The organism is Providencia sp. PROV197, from assembly GCF_028479625.1.
GTDB lineage: Bacteria > Pseudomonadota > Gammaproteobacteria > Enterobacterales > Enterobacteriaceae > Providencia > Providencia vermicola.
Map to the genome: position 1 here is coordinate 1 of NZ_JAMPNZ010000024.1, position 16,445 is coordinate 16,445.

Here is a 16,445-nt window from a genome sequence, read left to right on the forward strand (position 1 = left end):
CGCAGTCAACACCCCCACAATGTGAAATATGACGAGCATATGACAAGCATGTACGAATTTGATTTAATTTTATTATTACTCCAACAAATGTGCGTCTATCTGGTTATTGCTTGGGCCCTTAGCCGCACTCCGCTCGTCATTCCATTATTAAAGGTCACCATCCGCTTACCTCATAAGGTGATGTGTTACCTGATTTTCTCTGTGTTTTGTATTATTGGGACGTATTTCGGCCTGCATATCAATGACTCCATCGCTAACACTCGTGCTATTGGTGCGGTATTAGGCGGCTTACTTGGTGGCCCTGCTGTTGGATTTGCTGTCGGTTTTACAGGTGGGATCCACCGCTATTCATTAGGGGGAATGAGTGCATTTGCCTGTATGGTTTCGACGATTGTGGAAGGGCTAATTGGTGGGTTGGTGCATCGTTACTATATGAAACGCGGTGAAATTAATAAAATTTTTAACCCTGTTACCGCCAGTTGTGCCACGTTTGTTGCTGAAGTCCTTCAGATGCTCATTATCCTGTTATTGGCTCGCCCCTTCGATGAAGCGGTTGAACTGGTGAGAAGTATTGTCGCACCAATGCTGGTCGCGAATACCATTGGCGCTGCCATGTTTATTCGTATTCTGCTCGACAGACGTGCGATTGTGGAAAAATACACCACAGCCTTTTCTGCACAAGCCCTTAAAATCGCCTTAACCACTGAGGGTATTTTACGCAAAGGCTTCAATGCAGATAACAGTATGAAGGTCGCCAAAATTATTTATCAAGAACTCGAAATTGGCGCGGTTGCAATTACGGATCGAGAAAAAATACTCGCCTTTATTGGTATCGGTGCAGACCATCACCGACCTGGCACACCAATCTCATCCAATCAATCCAGACAAGCCATTGATAATAACGAAGTTGTTTATGCTGATGGCAATGAAACACCCTATAAGTGTTCTCTGTGCCCAACGTGTAAACTCGGCTCTGCTCTCGTCATCCCCTTACGGGGTGAAAATGACCGAGTCATTGGCACCATAAAGCTTTATGAGGCCAAAAATAGCTTATTTAGCTCAATTAACCGTACATTAGGCGAAGGTATTGCCAGCTTGTTTTCTGCACAAATCTTAGCGGGTCAATACGAACGCAATAAACAGTCACTACTGCAATCGGAAGTGAAACTACTCCATGCCCAAGTGAATCCTCACTTTTTGTTTAATGTACTCAATACGTTGCAGGCCGTGATCCGCAAAGACAGCCAACAAGCGGGGCAGTTGGTTCAATATATTTCGACCTTTTTCCGTAATAACCTCAAACGTCCAGAACAAAGCGCTACCTTGGGTGAGGAAATCGAACATATCAATGCCTATTTACAGATAGAAAAAGCGCGTTTTCAAGATAGCTTGCAAATCCATATTGAAATTCAAGAAGAAGCTAAACACGTCGAACTGCCCGCATTTACCTTGCAACCCCTTGTTGAGAATGCAATTAAACACGGCACCTCACAGTTATTAGAGACAGGATATATTACAATACGCAGCTATATCGGCAGTGAACATGTATATATCGAAATAGAGGACAATGCGGGGTTATATAAACCAGCAAAACAAAGTGATGGCCTTGGGATGGGCTTGGTCGATAGACGCCTGCGCTTAAAATATGGCGAACAATATGGCATTAACGTAGAACATGAACCAGAAAAATTTACCCGAATGAAAATCCGTCTGCCGTACTTGGCGGCACCCTAATAATGATAATGTAACCCTATGAATGTATTAATTGTTGATGATGAACCCCTTGCGCGGGAAAACGTCCGTTGCTTACTCGAAGAACACGATGATATTGACATTATTGGTGAATGCGCGAACGCCATCGAGGCAATAGGCATCATTCATAAAAAAAAGCCTGATGTGGTCTTTCTTGATATCCAAATGCCGCGACTAACAGGCTTAGAAATGGTGCGCATGTTGGATCCCGAAGACCGCCCTTATATTGTATTTCTGACCGCCTTCAATGAATTTGCCATCCAAGCATTCGAAGAACATGCGTTTGATTACCTGTTAAAACCCCTTGAACCTGAACGACTCGAAAAAACCTTAAATCGCTTACGCCAAGGTAAGCAAAAGCAGAACCTTGAACTTCTGGGCAACAATGAGCCGCTGAAATTTATCCCGTGTACAGGCCATAGCCGTATTTACTTGATGAAGCTTGATGAAGTTTTGTATGTCACATCGCGTATGAGCGGTGTTTATGTGATGAGCACACAAGGACAAGAAGGTTTTACTGAGCTGACACTACGCACATTAGAGATGCGTACCCCGCTGGTGCGCTGCCACCGACAATATTTGGTGAATATGACCCAACTGAATGAAATTTTGTTTGGTGATAGCGGGCAAGCCGAGTTGGTGCTCAGCTCTGGTGAACATATTCCTGTCAGCCGCCGTTACCTCAAGCCACTAAAAGAGGCACTGGGGTTGGTTTGAGTGACGCTTCAACTTCCTACGCACAAACTTGGTGTATAAATTAATAATAAATTTGTACATCTAACTGATTTTTTCTATAATCAGAAATATAAGTTCAAAAAATACACAATACGTTATTCTGGGTTGTGTGTTCACTATTTATAGGAACAAAATATGTCTAATACAATGTCGCAAAAAGCAGCACGTGAAGGCCTTGGTAACCCTGAGCTCTTTAAGGGCGGCGTTTTTGTAACAAAAAATGGGCAATCTGAGCTGTTTATCCAAACAAGTGAAGAACGTGAAATAGAGCTAAAAGAAAGGGAAAGAGAGCGCCAAGCAAATGCGCTGCTAAAATTGGTGATGGCAGCAAAAGATGATGTTAAAAATAAAAGAACCTTATCACCAGAAGAAGCGCTAGAAAAATTACGTGCAGCAAGAAAATAATGAAAGGAAATTGTGATGGAACACCCCTATACGGTCACCCTCGCAGAAACTGCATTATGGTCACTACAGGATGTAGAATCGTTTAAAATCAATTTTATGAGCAGTGTTCAAGCAGCCGCGTTTGTTGATGAGCTACTTTTATCATCCGTTAGAGCAATATCAGAAGATCCTAAGTGTTATCGCCCAAATCAAATGTTAGCCGATAATGGTCTACTAATTCGGGAGCGAATCGATATAACTAGCCAGTATCGTTGTTTATATGAATTTGATATGCAAACAAATCACGTTGTTATCCTACTTTTTATCAGCACAGCACAAGATTTAGAAAAAACGCTTTATCGCTACTACATACTTAGGTAAAAATGGCTAACAAAAAACCCGCATTTCCAAGAAGTGCGGGTTTTCATTTTATTAGGGAATAACTTCCCTAAAACCTAGCAATTACGCGTTATGACTGCTGCTACGACGACGAGGTGCCGCATTCGGGCCATCTTGGCGTGGAGCGGAATTACCACGGTCACGGTTACCACCACCACGACGTTCACCACCACCACGGCGCTCACCGCCACGGTCATTACGACGACCTGCACCGAAACCACCTTCGCTACCACCTTCACGGCGTGGGCCACCACGACGCTCACCGCCACCGCGGCGTTCGAATGGCTGTGCATCACCGATCAGTTGCATTTGCGTTGGTTTATTCAAAATACGCGCACGGCTTAAGTGAGTTAGCACATCTGTTGGCATACCTTTTGGTAATTCAATTGTCGAGTGAGTTCCGTACAATTTGATATTACCGATATAACGGCTGCTGATATCCGCTTCGTTAGCAATCGCACCAACAATGTGACGAACTTCCACACCATCATCACGACCAACTTCGATACGGTACATTTCCATGTCACCAACATCACGACGCTCACGACGGCCACCACGTTCGCCACGCTCTGCACGGTCAAAACCGTTGCCATTGCTATTACGGTCACGACGGTCACCACCACGGCGGTCATCACGGTCATTGAATTCACGACGTGGACGACGCGGTGCATCTGGTGGCAGGATCAGAGCACGTTCACCTTGAGCCATCTTCAATAACGCCGCAGCTAACGTTTCCATATCCACATCTTCTGATGGAGACATTTTCGCTAACAGTGAACGGTATTGGTCTAAATCACTGCTTTCTAATTGCTGTTGAATTTTCTCAGCGAATTTCGCCTGACGACGTTGGCTCAGCAGATCAGCATCTGGCAGCTCAACCTCAGGAATAGTCAGCTTCATGGTACGTTCAACGTTACGCAGCAGACGGCGCTCACGGTTCTCAACGAACAGTAATGCACGACCTGCACGACCTGCACGGCCAGTACGACCGATGCGGTGAACGTAAGACTCTGCATCCATTGGGATGTCGTAGTTAACCACTAAGCTAATACGCTCAACGTCCAGACCACGCGCTGCAACGTCAGTCGCGATCAAGATATCCAAACGGCCATCTTTTAAGCGTTCTAAAGTTTGTTCACGCAGTGCTTGGTTCATGTCACCGTTTAGTGCCGCACTGTTGTAGCCATTGCGTTCTAACGCTTCAGCGACTTCTAATGTTGCATTTTTGGTACGCACGAAAATAATCGCTGCGTCAAAGTCTTCTGCTTCTAAGAAACGTACTAACGCTTCATTTTTACGCATGCCGTACACAGTCCAATAGCTTTGAGCAATATCTGGACGAGTTGTAATGCTAGCCTGAATACGAATTTCTTTCGGGTCTTTCATAAAACGACGTGTAATACGACGAATTGGCTCAGGCATTGTTGCAGAGAACAGCGCAGTTTGGTGTTCTGCTGGAATTTGGCTCATGATGTTTTCAACATCTTCAATGAAGCCCATACGCAGCATTTCATCAGCTTCGTCTAAGACTAAGCCTTTTAATTTAGATAAATCTAACGTGCCACGTTTCAGGTGATCAAGCAGACGACCTGGTGTACCCACAACAATTTGTGGCCCTTGGCGCAATGCACGTAATTGCACGTCATAACGTTGACCACCATACAGGGCAACAACGTTCACGCGGTTCATATGTTTAGAGAAATCGCTCATTGCTTCAGCAACTTGTACAGCCAACTCACGAGTTGGTGCAAGCACTAAAATTTGCGGAGCTTTCAAGTCTGGGTCAATGTTTTGCAGTAATGGCAAGCTAAATGCAGCGGTTTTACCACTACCCGTTTGTGCCATACCTAATACATCGTTGCCATCCATTAACAATGGAATACATTGTTGCTGGATTGGAGAGGGTTTTTCGTATCCCAGGTCGTTCAGTGCTGTCAAAATAGATGCTGATAAACCTAACTCAGCAAAAGAAATATCGGTCTCAGTAGTCATGTAAAGGTGCCTCATACATAGTGGCAGCCAGTTTACATAACCATCGGAAAATCATTTCGGTCATTTTCATTTAAAATGTGAACTGGCTCAAATTGTGTTTATTAAACGAACAAATAGGCCTTCACCCCGAGGGATGATGACTTAAAAATTTTTCAATGAAATGTTCGTCAGCTATTGCTGGCCCGATTCTAAAAGGTCGTCTTGTTCTTGGCCTAACAGCGCCAATTCCAACAATGCATAGCGGTGTTCAACAAAGCTGTGAGCGTTGTTAGCTACCGTCAGTTTGAATAACGCAAGTGCGCTATCCTTATCCCCCAGACTTAGGTAATGTTTACCTAAATAGAAGTTAGTTTCACTGAGATGCTCAGCGAGCGAAGTGTTATCCGTAGATGTTTCTTTCAAACGCGCCATCAATGTATTTTCATTGATATTGCCAAGATAGAATTCTACGATATTCCAGCCCCATTGCCCTTTCTCCGCTTGGTTGTAGCGGGCAGCAAGATTATCTTGCGCCATACGCGGGTCTATGTCTTTCTCGACGAGATAAAGCCACAGAGTACGAAAAGGATCATTTGGATCTATCTGATAATACGCCAGCAGATCATCCTGCGCTAGTTTGTACCGTTCACCGTAATATAATGCGATGCCACGATTCATCCGCGCGAAATTGTAAGTTGGATCAAGCTCTAAAACAGAATCAAACGCTTCATAGGCAGCATCATAATTGCCTGCCTGCGTAAAATATATCCCTAAAAAATTAAAAACTTCAGGAATATCAGGACGTATGGCTAACGCAGTCGAAAAATCGTTACGTGCCAGCGCCCTTAAACCGAGACTATCATACAACACACCGCGCTCATATAAAAGCTGTGCGTACTCATCATCGGTTAAAGATCGGCTCGCAAGGATTTGTTCCATACGAGCCAATATCACTTCTTGCTGTAATGAAGGTTGAAGAGGAACGGCAAATACCTCGTTCTTTCGCCAATCTTTGCTACTACATCCAATAATAACAAAAAAGATAAGCGCCAAGAGCACACGCGGGAGCGTGCGATAATCTCTCACCCGAAGACAGATACTGTTCAGCATACTCCGTCCTTACATTACCACGCTTTACAAATTATGGTTTCAGCCAATTGGCCGATAGCACCCTACAATGTAGGGTGCTGTTTTTTAGGTCAGCTTACTCTGCTGAGTCCTGTGGCTGTGCACCTGACTCTTCAGTTGGTGCAACGGCTTCTTTCATGCTCAGGCGAATACGGCCTTGACGGTCGATTTCTAATACCTTAACAGGAACTTCTTGACCCATTTGCAGGTAATCAGTCACTTTCTCTACGCGTTTATCCGCGATTTGAGAAATATGTACCAAACCTTCTTTACCGCCACCGATTGCAACAAATGCACCGAAATCAACGATACGCGTCACTTTACCTGGGTAAATGCGACCGACTTCAACTTCAGCGGTGATGTCTTCAATACGACGAATTGCTTCTTTCGCTTTCAGGCCATCAGTTGCTGCAATCTTCACAGTACCATCATCTTCGATTTCAATCGTTGTGCCAGTTTCTTCCGTTAATGCACGGATCACTGAACCACCTTTACCGATGACATCTTTGATTTTGTCTGCATTAATTTTGATTGTATAAATGCGTGGTGCAAATTCAGAGATTTCTTCACGTGGACCATTAATCGCTTGTTCCATTGTACCAAGAATGTGCAGACGCGCACCTTTTGCTTGGTTCAGAGCAACTTGCATGATTTCACGTGTGATACCTTCGATTTTGATGTCCATTTGCAGTGCACTGATACCTTCACGGCTACCTGCAACTTTAAAGTCCATATCACCTAGGTGGTCTTCGTCACCTAAGATGTCAGACAGAACAACGAAATCGTCACCTTCTTTCACCAGGCCCATTGCAATACCAGCAACAGCGGCTTTGATTGGTACACCTGCATCCATCAGTGCTAATGATGCACCACAAACAGACGCCATTGATGATGAACCATTAGATTCAGTAATTTCAGAAACAACACGGACTGTGTATGGGAAATCAGCGTGATCTGGCATCACCGCTAACACACCACGCTTCGCTAAACGACCATGACCGATTTCACGACGTTTAGGTGAACCTACCATGCCTGTTTCACCAACAGAGTATGGAGGGAAGTTGTAGTGGAACAAGAAGCGATCAGTGTATTCGCCCATTAATTGGTCGATAACTTGCGCATCACGTTCAGTACCCAGGGTTGCCGTTACCAGCGCCTGAGTTTCACCACGCGTAAACAGTGCGGAACCGTGAGTACGTGGTAAAACACCCGTACGAACGTCCAGTGCACGAACCATGTCTTTCTCGCGACCATCGATACGCGGCTCACCACGGATAACACGAGTACGAACAACTTGCTTTTCTAAGTTAGCTAAAATAGCTGACACTTCAGATACATCAACGTTTTCGTCTTCCGCAACTAATACTGCAGTGACTTCTTCTTTGATTAAATCAACTTGTGCGTAACGTTCTTGTTTCTCAGTGATACGATAAGCATCACCCATGCGGCTTTCTGCTAATGCAGCCACGCGATCATGCAGGGCTTGGTTAACTGGCTCTGGCTGCCAATCCCATTTCTCTTTGCCCGCTTCTTTAACTAATTCATTGATGTTCTGAATAACAACTTGCTGTTGGTCATGGCCAAATACCACTGCACCTAACATTTGCTCTTCACTTAACAGCTCAGCTTCAGATTCAACCATCAATACTGCGTTGTCAGTACCTGCAACGACTAAATCTAAGCGGCTTTTTTTCAGTTCATCAGCCGTTGGGTTCAGAACATATTGGTCATCGATAAAACCAACACGCGCAGCACCGATTGGGCCATTGAATGGAACACCTGACAGTGCTAATACTGCAGATGCACCGATCATCGCAACGATATCTGGGTTAACTTGTGGATTAACAGACACAACGGTTGCAATAATTTGGATTTCGTTCAAGAAACCTTCTGGAAACAGAGGACGCAGTGGACGGTCAATCAAACGAGCGATTAACGTTTCACCTTCACCAGGACGACCTTCACGGCGGAAGAAACTCCCTGGGATACGGCCGGCAGCGTAAGTACGCTCTTGATAGTTAACCGTTAAAGGGAAGAAATCTTGGCCTTCTTTAACTTTTTTCTGTGCCACGGCAGTCACAAATACTGCGGTGTCATCCATGTTAACCATAACTGCGGCTGATGCTTGACGAGCAATCATGCCTGTTTCAATCGAGACGGTATGTTGACCGTACTGGAATTTACGAACAATAGGATTTAACACAATAATACCCTTTTTGTAAGGCTACCTGAGCATCTCGGGTAGCATTGGCTTATTCTTCCTACAGCCTCGCGACTAATGAGAAGATTGATATTCCAGTCATCAACGTTCTCATTAGCCGCGCGAATCGGATGTAGCGAAGAGGCATACTAAAACAGTTAATTACGACTTATAGCTTAACATTTAAGTTAAGTACAATTCGAGTATTACTTCAACTTTCAAAATAACTTTTAGAAGAAAAGGGGCCATTTGGCCCCTTTCCTCTGAAACTGACAAGATTAACGACGCAGACCCAGACGCTCGATCAGAGCTGTGTAGCGTGCGATATCTTTACCTTTCAAGTAAGCTTGTAAGCGACGACGCTGAGCAACCATACGCAGCAGACCACGACGGCTGTGGTGATCTTTTTTGTGCTCTGCAAAGTGGCTTTGCAGGTGGTTGATTTGTGCAGTCAGCAGAGCGATTTGAACTTCGCTTGAACCAGTGTCATTTTCACCGCGGCCGAACTCAGCAACGATTTTAGCTTTCGCTTCATTACTTAGAGACATAATAAACTCCAAAATGATTAATGTAAGTGATGAGAGCCAATCTCTAATTTAGCATCTCAAGATTAAGCGCCGCTATTCTACGCTGCTTAACGCCGCAAAGCAATAAGAGCCACTATGCGGATTGTTCATTTTCCACGACCAAACGCTTCGGTGCAAGGCGGCCATCTTCGCTGATAAGCGCAATACCAATAAACCGTTGCTCTTCACCACAAGTGACACGAATCATGCAACCAGCTTCAAGGCCTTGAACTGCAGCTCGCACAGGTTGCCCCTGCTTGAAATAAGCCGCTGTTTCCTCTGTAATATTCACCGCGGGAAAATGAACAACTGCGGTATCCATCGGTAGCAATAAGGCATCCAGCAAGGATTCAAATGACCCTTCTTCTGCATCCACTTTCGCTCTCAATGCCGCCAATTGTTCTAATGTTACCATGCGTTCGTAAGGGTAGTTCGCCACTTGTAATCGACGCAAATAAGTGACATGCGCACCACAACCTAACATCTCACCTAAATCATCAATGATAGTGCGAATATACGTGCCTTTCGAACAATGAACTTCAAGTTCTAACTCATTATTTTCTAAACGAATAAACAGTAATTCATAGACGGTAATTGGACGCGCTTCACGTTCGACAGTAATGCCTTTACGTGCATATTCATATAATGGACGACCTTGGTGTTTCAACGCCGAATACATTGAAGGAACTTGCAATGTATCACCACGGAAAAATTCTAAGGCATCATCCAGTTGCTGCTGTGTAAACTCTACGTTACGCTCACTGATAATTTCGCCGTGTGAATCCGACGTGTCAGTACGTTGCCCAAGACGAGCAATCACGCGATAACGCTTATCTGAATCGAGTAAAAATTGGGAAAATTTCGTTGCTTCACCAAGGCAAACAGGCAGCATACCTGTCGCAAGTGGGTCTAGTGCCCCCGTGTGTCCAGCCTTGTTAGCATTAAAAAAGCGCCGCACTTTTTGCAGCGCATCATTTGAAGAAATATCCGTGGGTTTATCCAGCAGCACTACGCCGTCAATATTACGGCCGCTACGACGACGCCCCATTATTTTTCCTCTTTATCACTAACATCCGCACGACGTTTTTCATCATCACGGATCACGTTTGACACTAAATTAGACATCCGCATGCCATCAACAAGGGAGTTGTCATATTCAAACGTTAATTCAGGAATAATACGTAAGCGCATTGCTTTCCCAATTAACGAACGAATAAAACCAGCGGCTTCATTTAATGCTTTAATACCATCTGCCACCATTTCCTCTTCGCTTTTATCATTAGCGATATTGAAGAAAGTGACAAAGACTTTACCGTATGCAAGGTCGCGAGATAATTCGACACCTGAAACGGTCGCCATGCCAATACGTGGGTCTTTAATCTCACGTTGTAAAATGATCGCAATTTCTTTTTGCATCTCTTGCGCAACGCGCTGAGAACGACTGAATTCTTTTGCCATCGTTATGTCTCCTGACAATAAAGGGGGCAATCGCCCCCTTATTAACACTATTTTGTAGTCACGATACTTCGTGGGCTCTCACAAAATTAACCGTCGATAGAACGTTTAACTTCAATGACTTCGAAGACTTCGATCATATCGCCGACGCGGACGTCGTTGTAGTTCTTAACGCCGATACCACATTCCATACCGTTACGAACCTCACTGACATCATCTTTAAAGCGACGCAGAGATTCTAACTCACCTTCGTAGATAACCACGTTATCACGCAGGACACGGATTGGGTTGTTACGTTTAATGGTACCTTCTGTAACCATACAACCAGCAACTGCACCAAACTTCGGTGATTTAAACACATCACGAACTTCTGCAAGTCCAATGATTTGCTGTTTGTATTCAGGCGCCAGCATACCGCTCATCGCTTGTTTGATTTCATCAATCAGACTATAGATGACGGAGTAGTAACGTAAATCAACGCTTTCACTTTCGATGACGCGACGAGCCGATGCATCTGCACGAACGTTAAAGCCAAGGATAATTGCATTAGATGCCGCAGCCAGTGTTGCATCTGTTTCGGTGATACCACCAACGCCAGAACCGATGATTTTCACTTTAACTTCATCTGTTGACAGTTTCATCAGAGAGTCAGTGATCGCTTCACACGTACCTTGAACATCCGTTTTCAGTACGATGTTCAGTTCAGAAACTTTACCATCTTCCATGTTAGCAAACATGTTTTCCAGTTTAGATTTCTGCTGACGTGCTAATTTAACATCACGGAATTTACCTTGACGATACAGAGCAACTTCACGCGCTTTTTTCTCGTCACGAACAACAGTCGCTTCGTCACCAGCAGAAGGAACGCTAGACAGACCTAAAATCTCAACAGGCATTGATGGACCTGCAGATTGAACATCTTTACCGAGTTCGTTGCGCATTGCACGAATACGGCCATATTCAAATCCACAAAGTACGATGTCACCTTTATTCAGAGTCCCTTCTTGAACAAGGATTGTTGCCACTGGGCCACGACCTTTGTCTAAGTATGACTCAACAACCACACCGCTTGCCATGCCTGTATAAACCGCTTTCAGCTCTAAAACTTCTGCTTGCAGTAACAGCGCATCAAGTAAATCGTCAATACCAGTACCCACTTTCGCAGAGACACCGATAAATTGGGTGTCGCCGCCCCACTCTTCAGAAATAACACCGTACTGAGACAGTTCATTTCTTACGCGGTCAATATCAGCTTCTGGCTTATCAATTTTGTTCACAGCAACAACGATCGGCACACCCGCTGCTTTCGCGTGTTGGATAGCTTCGATAGTTTGTGGCATTACGCCATCGTCCGCTGCAACAACCAGAACAACGATATCTGTTGCCTGAGCACCACGAGCACGCATAGATGTAAACGCGGCGTGACCTGGGGTGTCTAGGAAGGTAATCATACCTTTGTCAGTTTGAACGTGGTAAGCACCAATGTGCTGAGTAATACCACCCGCTTCACCTGATGCCACTTTCGTTGAACGAATGTAGTCAAGTAAAGAGGTTTTACCGTGGTCAACGTGACCCATGATGGTCACAACGGGTGCACGTGGTTCTTGTGCCGCAGAGCCAGTGTCACGGTCATTCATTACCGATTCTTCTAACTCGTTCTCACGACGCAGAATAACTTTATGACCCATTTCTTCTGCCACTAATTGTGCAGTTTCTTGGTCAATAACTTGGTTGATGGTTGCCATTGCACCCATCTTCATCATCGTTTTGATGACTTGAGAACCTTTAACCGCCATTTTGTTAGCCAATTCGCCAACAGTGATGGTTTCACCGATAATGACATCGCGGTTTACGGCAGCGGCTGGTTTAGTAAAGCTTTGCTGTAAAGAACTCCCTTTACGCTGTTTACCTTTCGTACGACCAGAACGACCTGCTGCACGCTCTTCTTCGCGATCAGCTTTCTCAGAAAGTTTGTTACCTTTTTTCTGACGAGGTGCTTTCGCTGTACGGTTACGTGAACGACGGCCTTCTTCTTTCTCATCACTTTCATCTTCTGCGGCACGAGCGTGCGTAGAGGTGGTTGTGTGATAATCACTGTCTTCTTCAGTTTTCGTTTCAGCCGTCCATTTTTCGCCGTTTTCTTCAGCCATTTTACGAGCTTCTTCAGCAACGCGGCGCGCTTCTGCTTCAACTTTACGCTGAGTTTCTTCTTCCGCTTTGCGTTTTAATTCCGCAGCTTCGGCTTCACGGCGTTGTTTGTCGGCATTGCTTTCTGGCGCTTTGCCTGCTTTTTGTTGATTTTCGCTTGGTTTCACTTTTTCTCTTTCCGCTACTTCGCGCGTCGCTTTATCTGCTGCTTCACGTTTTGCTTTCTCTTGGGCGTCACGTTTTGCCAATTCATCCGCTTCGCGTTTTGCAGTCTCTTCTGCTAAACGTTTAGCTTGTGCTTCACGTTGTGCCAGTTCTTCAGCTTCGCGCTGTGCCTGCTCTTCCGCTTCACGCTGCGCCTGTTCTTCCGCTTTAGCTTCTTCAGCATCACGGTTCACATAAGTGCGTTTTTTGCGGACTTCAACATTTACCGATTTGCTTTTGCCACCGGTGACGGGGACGCTCAGCGTACTACGAGTTTTACGCTGTAGTGTCAATTTGCTTGGCTGACCCGCTGCTCCGCCTTGTTCACGGTTTAAGTGGTTCAGTAAAGCTTCTTTTTCAGACTGACTAACAGAGTCATTCTCACTTTTTGTGATCCCTGCTTCAGCAAATTGCTGTACCAGGCGATCAGCAGTAGTTTGAATTTCCGTTGCCAATGATTTTACAGTTTCTGTCATGCCGTTCCTTCCTGCTACAGTGTTTACGCATCGTTACCGAACCAGCAAATATTACGTGCGGCCATAATGAGCGTACCTGCTTTCTCATTATCCAGACCTTCAATATCAATCAGGTCGTCGATGCCCTGCTCAGCAAGATCTTCCAGTGTACAGATACCACGAGTTGCCAAATTATAGGCCAGAGTACGATCCATACCTTCAAGATTCAACAATTCTTCTGCTGGCTGATTATCACCAAGACTCTCTTTTTGAGCCAATTCAATGGTGGTGAGGGCCGCTTTCGCTCTTTCACGTAGAACTTCAACGGTATCTTCATCAAGACCGTCAATTTCCAGAAGTTCATTAATAGGCACGTAAGCCAGTTCTTCTAACGTCGAGAAGCCTTCTTCAACAAGTGCAGTGGCGAACTCTTCATCAATATCAAGATGCTTGGTGAATGTGTCAATAGAAGCGTGTGCTTCTGCCTGATGTTTTGCTTGCAGCTCTTCTGCGGTCATGACGTTGAGTTCCCATTTGTCATCACCACGGTGTTTCTTCAGTAACTGAGCCGCTAAACGCACGTTTTGTCCGTTACGTCCAATTGCTTGGGCTAAGTTGCTGCTTTCTACGGCAACATCCATCGTACATTTGTCTTCATCGACTACGATAGATGCAACATCAGCCGGAGCCATTGCATTAATAACGAATTGAGCTGGGTTATCATCCCATAACACAATATCAATTCTCTCGCCGCCTAATTCACTTGAAACGGCTTGAACTCGCGCACCACGCATACCAACACAAGCACCCACTGGGTCAATACGCTTATCGTTGGTTTTTACTGCGATTTTGGCACGAGAACCTGGATCACGCGCGGCAGCTTTAATTTCAATAATTTCTTCGCCAATTTCTGGCACTTCAATACGGAATAATTCAACCAGCATTTCAGGGCGAGAACGCGTAACGAAAAGTTGTGCGCCACGAGCTTCAGGACGTACATCATACAGGACTCCGCGGATGCGGTCACCTGGACGGAAGTTTTCACGTGGCAACATATCTTCACGCAAAATAACCGCTTCAGCATTGTTACCTAAGTCTAATGTGATGTTTTCACGGTTAACTTTCTTCACTTGAGCGGTGATGATTTCACCTTGATGCTCACGGAATTGGTCAACAACCATCGCACGTTCTGCTTCACGTACTTTCTGTACGATAACTTGTTTTGCTGTTTGCGTCGTAATACGGTCGAACACAACAGATTCAATTTGATCTTCAACATAACCGCCTAATTGCAGTTCTGGATCTTCAAATTGTGCTGCCTCTAACGTGATTTCACGCGTTGGCATTGTCACTTCATCAACAATTAACCAACGACGGAAAGTGTCGAAATCACCTGATTTACGGTCAATTTCAACACGGACATCGATTTCTTGCTCGTATTTCTTTTTGGTCGCCGTCGCTAATGCAGTTTCCAGAGCCTCGAAGATTTTTTCACGAGGGAGGGATTTTTCGTTAGAAACCGCTTCTACAACAGCCAGAATTTCTTTATTCATCCTAGTTGCCTCATTGAACTTTATTAAAAGTGGGGTACCAAGTTAGCTTTCTGGATGTTGCCGAGGGCGAACACCTCATCCTTACCATCTACAGTAACCGTAATCATTTCACCGTCTACGGATTTGATAATACCTTGCCATCTACGGCGGTTCTGCATCGCTATACGTAAAGCCAGAGCAACCTCTTCACCGATAAAACGCTCATAGTGAGCAACGGTGAATAATGGGCGTTCAAGCCCTGGTGACGATATTTCCAGGTTATAAATCACGGAAATTGGGTCTTCGACGTCCAATACCGCACTCACCTGATGGCTGACATCAGCACAATCATCAACAGTGATGCCTTCTTCACTATCGATGAAGACACGCAGTGTCGATGTGCGACCACGGACAAACTCTAAGCCAACAAATTCAAAGCCTAGTGCCTCCACCGGTGCTGAAATCATCTCTGTTAATTTCTGTTCTAATGTGGACAAGCCCACCCCCAGACATAAAAAAAGGGCATATAGCCCAGTTAATTCGATTGTCAAATAACAAAAAACCCCGAAATTCGGGGCTTTTGTAACTGGACCCTGTAGTGCACGGGTTCACCATGTTCTTATTATACCTTTAAAGTCTAGAGAAATCGATGAGAAATTTGAGCGCTAGGTTTGATAATAAACCTTATTACTGCATGATGACTACATCGGATAACTGTTATTGACTATGATACTAACAAGGTATGTTAAATAAGAAATGGTTGCGGGAGCTGGATTTGAACCAACGACCTTCGGGTTATGAGCCCGACGAGCTACCAAGCTGCTCCATCCCGCGTTCGAAAACGTGACATATTCTACACAGATAACCTGTAAATCACAAGCTATCTAAAATAATGGTGCCGAGGACGGGACTTGAACCCGTACGCCCGTTTTGTAGGCACTACCACCTCAAGGTAGCGTGTATACCAATTTCACCACCTCGGCACTGAGGTGAGGTTACCAATGGGACATCAATAACCTCAAATTTTTAACTTCTTACTCATTTCTGAGTTTACTGCTTAATGATGGCATAATTGCCTTCATTCGGAATCTTTAACACTTAACGAGGAATGTCGCTCGTTGGTGTAGCTGGTGCTGCCGGAACGTCTGTTGGTTGCTCGACTTTTGTAGGTTCACTAATGTTTTCCCACTTACTACCACTACCAGTTCCATACTTATTCGCAGTCATGTTGCCAAGTATTAAACTGACGATGAAAAACACAGCAGCCAAGATTCCAGTCATACGGGTCATGAAGTTACCTGAACCCGATGAACCAAACAGTGTTGCAGAAGCGCCCGCACCGAATGATGCACCCATGTCAGCACCTTTACCTTGCTGTAACATAATCAGACTAATTAGGCTGATAGCTGCTATCAAGAGGATAATTAAAAGAGCTACGTACATTTGAGTTACCTATTCAGTTGCGGTGCATAGCCTTTGCTATGACCTCTATTACTGCACACCTACTCATTCACTG

At 44.8% G+C, this 16,445-nt stretch carries 14 protein-coding genes and 2 tRNA genes; 4 read left to right on the plus strand and 12 right to left on the minus strand.

The features are described from left to right. The first annotated feature begins 48 nt into the window (after window positions 1–48). The 4 genes from PR808_RS14210 (at window position 49) to PR808_RS14225 (ending at window position 3,252) form a co-directional block, all read left to right on the plus strand. Entirely contained in the window at window positions 49–1,734 is a 1,686-nt protein-coding gene (locus PR808_RS14210; RefSeq protein ID WP_206083781.1) for a sensor histidine kinase, read from the plus strand. Between the two features lie 18 nt (window positions 1,735–1,752). Beyond that, window positions 1,753–2,469 carry a two-component system response regulator BtsR gene (gene btsR / locus PR808_RS14215; RefSeq protein WP_206083240.1) on the plus strand — a complete coding sequence of 239 codons (717 nt, stop codon included), beginning with the start codon at window positions 1,753–1,755 and terminating at the stop codon, window positions 2,467–2,469. A 153-nt stretch (window positions 2,470–2,622) separates the two neighbouring features. Beyond that, the gene (locus tag PR808_RS14220; protein ID WP_094961647.1) at window positions 2,623–2,892 is read left to right on the plus strand and encodes a hypothetical protein; all 270 of its coding nucleotides are present in this window, start codon (window positions 2,623–2,625) and stop codon (window positions 2,890–2,892) included. A gap of 15 nt (window positions 2,893–2,907) precedes the next feature. Continuing rightward, a complete protein-coding gene (locus PR808_RS14225; RefSeq protein WP_272539533.1) occupies window positions 2,908–3,252 on the plus strand; it encodes a type II toxin-antitoxin system RelE/ParE family toxin in 345 nt (114 codons plus the stop codon). Window positions 3,253–3,333: 81 nt separating this feature from the next. Here the strand turns inward: PR808_RS14225 and PR808_RS14230 are convergent, their stop codons facing one another. From PR808_RS14230 to secG, 12 genes are all read right to left on the minus strand, one after another. Further along, the gene (locus PR808_RS14230) at window positions 3,334–5,262 is read right to left on the minus strand and encodes a DEAD/DEAH family ATP-dependent RNA helicase (RefSeq protein ID WP_206083237.1); all 1,929 of its coding nucleotides are present in this window, start codon (window positions 5,260–5,262) and stop codon (window positions 3,334–3,336) included. Window positions 5,263–5,433: 171 nt separating this feature from the next. Next, complete coding sequence (gene nlpI, locus PR808_RS14235; RefSeq protein ID WP_241016799.1) at window positions 5,434–6,351, minus strand: lipoprotein NlpI; 918 nt, start codon at window positions 6,349–6,351, stop codon at window positions 5,434–5,436. A 94-nt stretch (window positions 6,352–6,445) separates the two neighbouring features. Continuing rightward, the gene (gene pnp, locus PR808_RS14240) at window positions 6,446–8,572 is read right to left on the minus strand and encodes a polyribonucleotide nucleotidyltransferase (protein ID WP_272539534.1); all 2,127 of its coding nucleotides are present in this window, start codon (window positions 8,570–8,572) and stop codon (window positions 6,446–6,448) included. Between the two features lie 275 nt (window positions 8,573–8,847). Next, a complete protein-coding gene (gene rpsO, locus PR808_RS14245; RefSeq protein WP_004905890.1) occupies window positions 8,848–9,117 on the minus strand; it encodes a 30S ribosomal protein S15 in 270 nt (89 codons plus the stop codon). Window positions 9,118–9,229: 112 nt separating this feature from the next. After that, entirely contained in the window at window positions 9,230–10,183 is a 954-nt protein-coding gene (gene truB, locus PR808_RS14250) for a tRNA pseudouridine(55) synthase TruB (RefSeq protein ID WP_206083233.1), read from the minus strand. After that, window positions 10,183–10,593, minus strand: coding sequence for a 30S ribosome-binding factor RbfA (gene rbfA / locus PR808_RS14255; protein ID WP_047755882.1), 411 nt, complete (start codon window positions 10,591–10,593; stop codon window positions 10,183–10,185). The genes truB and rbfA overlap by 1 nt, the downstream gene beginning before the upstream one ends. 86 nt (window positions 10,594–10,679) lie before the next feature. Then, window positions 10,680–13,418 (minus strand): translation initiation factor IF-2, encoded by a 2,739-nt coding sequence (gene infB, locus PR808_RS14260; protein WP_206083231.1) that lies wholly within the window; start codon window positions 13,416–13,418, stop codon window positions 10,680–10,682. A 23-nt stretch (window positions 13,419–13,441) separates the two neighbouring features. Next, window positions 13,442–14,950 (minus strand): transcription termination factor NusA, encoded by a 1,509-nt coding sequence (gene nusA, locus PR808_RS14265; protein ID WP_206083229.1) that lies wholly within the window; start codon window positions 14,948–14,950, stop codon window positions 13,442–13,444. A gap of 23 nt (window positions 14,951–14,973) precedes the next feature. Beyond that, window positions 14,974–15,426, minus strand: coding sequence for a ribosome maturation factor RimP (gene rimP / locus PR808_RS14270; RefSeq protein WP_206083228.1), 453 nt, complete (start codon window positions 15,424–15,426; stop codon window positions 14,974–14,976). 260 nt (window positions 15,427–15,686) lie between these two features. Further along, a tRNA-Met gene (locus tag PR808_RS14275) sits at window positions 15,687–15,763 on the minus strand. A 59-nt stretch (window positions 15,764–15,822) separates the two neighbouring features. Continuing rightward, window positions 15,823–15,912, minus strand: a tRNA-Leu gene (locus PR808_RS14280). 115 nt (window positions 15,913–16,027) lie between these two features. Next, window positions 16,028–16,372: a preprotein translocase subunit SecG gene (secG, locus tag PR808_RS14285; RefSeq protein ID WP_206083227.1), complete on the minus strand. Its 345-nt coding sequence runs from the start codon at window positions 16,370–16,372 to the stop codon at window positions 16,028–16,030. Between the last annotated feature and the right edge of the window lie 73 nt (window positions 16,373–16,445).

What these genes read in the sequence shown, in the direction of transcription:
- PR808_RS14210 (WP_206083781.1), top strand. Translation starts at nt 49, where the DNA reads ATGTACGAATTTGATTTAATTTTATTATTACTCCAACAAATGTGCGTC.
- btsR (WP_206083240.1), top strand. Translation starts at nt 1,753, where the DNA reads ATGAATGTATTAATTGTTGATGATGAACCCCTTGCGCGGGAAAACGTC.
- PR808_RS14220 (WP_094961647.1), top strand. Translation starts at nt 2,623, where the DNA reads ATGTCTAATACAATGTCGCAAAAAGCAGCACGTGAAGGCCTTGGTAAC.
- PR808_RS14225 (WP_272539533.1), top strand. Translation starts at nt 2,908, where the DNA reads ATGGAACACCCCTATACGGTCACCCTCGCAGAAACTGCATTATGGTCA.
- PR808_RS14230 (WP_206083237.1), bottom strand. Translation starts at nt 5,262, where the DNA reads ATGACTACTGAGACCGATATTTCTTTTGCTGAGTTAGGTTTATCAGCA.
- nlpI (WP_241016799.1), bottom strand. Translation starts at nt 6,351, where the DNA reads ATGCTGAACAGTATCTGTCTTCGGGTGAGAGATTATCGCACGCTCCCG.
- rpsO (WP_004905890.1), bottom strand. Translation starts at nt 9,117, where the DNA reads ATGTCTCTAAGTAATGAAGCGAAAGCTAAAATCGTTGCTGAGTTCGGC.
- truB (WP_206083233.1), bottom strand. Translation starts at nt 10,183, where the DNA reads ATGGGGCGTCGTCGTAGCGGCCGTAATATTGACGGCGTAGTGCTGCTG.
- rbfA (WP_047755882.1), bottom strand. Translation starts at nt 10,593, where the DNA reads ATGGCAAAAGAATTCAGTCGTTCTCAGCGCGTTGCGCAAGAGATGCAA.
- infB (WP_206083231.1), bottom strand. Translation starts at nt 13,418, where the DNA reads ATGACAGAAACTGTAAAATCATTGGCAACGGAAATTCAAACTACTGCT.
- nusA (WP_206083229.1), bottom strand. Translation starts at nt 14,950, where the DNA reads ATGAATAAAGAAATTCTGGCTGTTGTAGAAGCGGTTTCTAACGAAAAA.
- secG (WP_206083227.1), bottom strand. Translation starts at nt 16,372, where the DNA reads ATGTACGTAGCTCTTTTAATTATCCTCTTGATAGCAGCTATCAGCCTA.